The sequence below is a fragment of the Bartonella sp. CL63NXGY genome (assembly GCF_042194905.1).
Taxonomy (GTDB): domain Bacteria; phylum Pseudomonadota; class Alphaproteobacteria; order Rhizobiales; family Rhizobiaceae; genus Bartonella.
On sequence record NZ_JBHINK010000083.1, the window covers coordinates 1 to 745 of the forward strand.

Consider the following 745-nt stretch of genomic DNA (forward strand, 5'->3'; position numbering starts at 1 on the left):
CATTGATGAAATTTTCCTAAATCAACATCAAGATTATCAATATCACGCGCCTGATTAAACTGAAGATGCTGATAAACAATCTGAATCTGCGGATCAAAAACAACACCTTTATACCCTGTTGAAAACGTTCTGCCACTCGTTAAAGAACCGCTAAACTGTTTACCCTTTAATGCCACAACCTTGCCCCGTGCAAGGGTCAAAACATCTCCCTTAAAAAGTCCATACGATACCACCCCATCTATATAAAAACCCGTATCATGCTTCAGACTTCCATAGGCAGAAACAGACCATTTATCAAATGCACTCTTTTTGCTTTGTTCAACATCCTGAGGGGTTAGAGAAAGATTTCCGTAAGACCCCATAACCCCAAAGAATGTACGACCATATAAACTCTCAATCTCATTTAACAAAACACCTGCTTCGAATGCATTATAATCGAGCTCAGCACCATAGCCATATTCAAAAGCAGATAAGTTGGAAGCATAATGATGGCTACCACCATAAGCATGCAGAAAAAAGGCTGTCTTTTCATTATCCTTCCCAAAGGAATGAAAAGCATTCCGCATTGTCTCTAATGTCTTATTTTGCGCGGTCATATCCACTAAACCAGCATGAAATAAGGCATTTGGCAAAAGAAGATAAGTTGGAACCTGTGGAACAACAGCTCTAATTTGGAGATTAGACGAGGAATCCAAAGGGTCAGAAGACCCAGAAGGCTTTGGTTCAACAGGGGCAGAAGGAGGAG

At 40.5% G+C, this 745-nt stretch carries 1 protein-coding gene; it reads right to left on the reverse strand.

Annotated features, from left to right (window positions below; all coding sequences use genetic code 11):
- Nucleotides 1-745: autotransporter outer membrane beta-barrel domain-containing protein (locus tag ACFIK0_RS09360; RefSeq protein ID WP_375663904.1), on the reverse strand; the 745-nt coding region annotated here is incomplete at both ends.